Raw genomic sequence first — 1,043 nt, forward strand, 5'->3', positions numbered from 1 at the left:
GCGTTCTGGAAACGATGGACGGGATACCACACCCGCAGCCGCGCAGAAGCCAGGATGCGCTGCCTCAAGGCCTTCGGCGAGCGCATCGCCGCGAGAGACCCAGATAGCCAAACCGCTGAAATCCACATCCGCGTCGCACTCATCAACCGCTTCAATGCCCTCGGCACCGCCGAGATCGTCCGCGTGGCCTGAACCTGAAGGGGAAAGGGGAAGTCACGCCTCAAGACGCCTTTCTGCAACAATGCCCTCGGGTGTGCTCGTATCTGGATCGACAATCTCCTGCTTTGGAAGGGTTGCAAGTTTGGTCAGGAGGCCTCGCTCCTCTTCGTCCAATGCTAGTAAACGATCTCGTATAGCTCTTGGCTCCACACCGCTCTCGAGCAGCTCGAGCAATCCTTTTCTTCCCCTTTCGATCGCGATTAGCCGCTTCTCCAGCTTAGGCCTTTGCTTCTCAGTTTTTCCCCGTAGCTTCTTGACTTCTTTTCTAAAGGCGGAGACGGCAGGCTTAAGGTACCTGTCCGTCAAAAGGTGACTTGCCAAGGCATGAAGGATGCAGTTGTCGACGACAGACCTGCTAATCATTCTGCGGTTAGAGCAGGTCGATTTGTCTCGTCGGGCGCTACAACCGAACTTGACGTTCGACCTCGCACTCATAGCGATGTAATTTCCTCCACACTGCCCGCATTTGAGCAGTCCAGACAAGAGATACCCTTGTCGTTTGGGGTATGGTTTGTTGCTTGAGCGTTTGGGAATGCGCGCTTGCACCGCTTTCCAAACCTTTTTGTCAACGATCCTTAGCAGGCCGCTGAATTAGTCAGGCCAGTGGGACGCTGTTCTCCGTGGTGGAATGAGTTCTCTCATCGGTCTTCCGGATTGGGTGGCTGGAAGCAGGCCTGCGTCCCCCCCTCCAGCCTCATTCCGCCAGCAACCGGGGCAGCCGGGCGAGATTTCCGGCTGCGAGCGTCAGGATGAAGCGCGACCGCACCCGTTCGACGCCGCGATAGACGGTCTGGGACATGCCGCCAACGGTCTTGGCCCAGCCA

General features: G+C 57.3%; 1 protein-coding gene and 3 pseudogenes. 1 reads left to right on the top strand and 3 read right to left on the bottom strand.

The features are described 5' to 3' along the window. Positions 1-192 (top strand): annotated as a pseudogene (locus tag A9D60_RS04280) (IS5/IS1182 family transposase); the annotation flags it as partial. 21 nt (positions 193-213) lie between these two features. Here the strand turns inward: A9D60_RS04280 and A9D60_RS26930 are convergent. The 3 genes and pseudogenes from A9D60_RS26930 to A9D60_RS25955 all read right to left on the bottom strand — a co-directional run. Next, positions 214-525, bottom strand: a complete 312-nt coding sequence (locus A9D60_RS26930; RefSeq protein ID WP_065266466.1) for a hypothetical protein — start codon at positions 523-525, stop codon at positions 214-216. A gap of 24 nt (positions 526-549) precedes the next feature. After that, positions 550-765: pseudogene (locus tag A9D60_RS27335) on the bottom strand (recombinase zinc beta ribbon domain-containing protein); the annotation flags it as partial. Between the two features lie 148 nt (positions 766-913). After that, positions 914-1,043: pseudogene (locus A9D60_RS25955) on the bottom strand (IS5/IS1182 family transposase); the annotation flags it as partial.

It is taken from the genome of Leisingera sp. JC1 (assembly GCF_001679925.1).
Lineage (GTDB): Bacteria > Pseudomonadota > Alphaproteobacteria > Rhodobacterales > Rhodobacteraceae > Leisingera.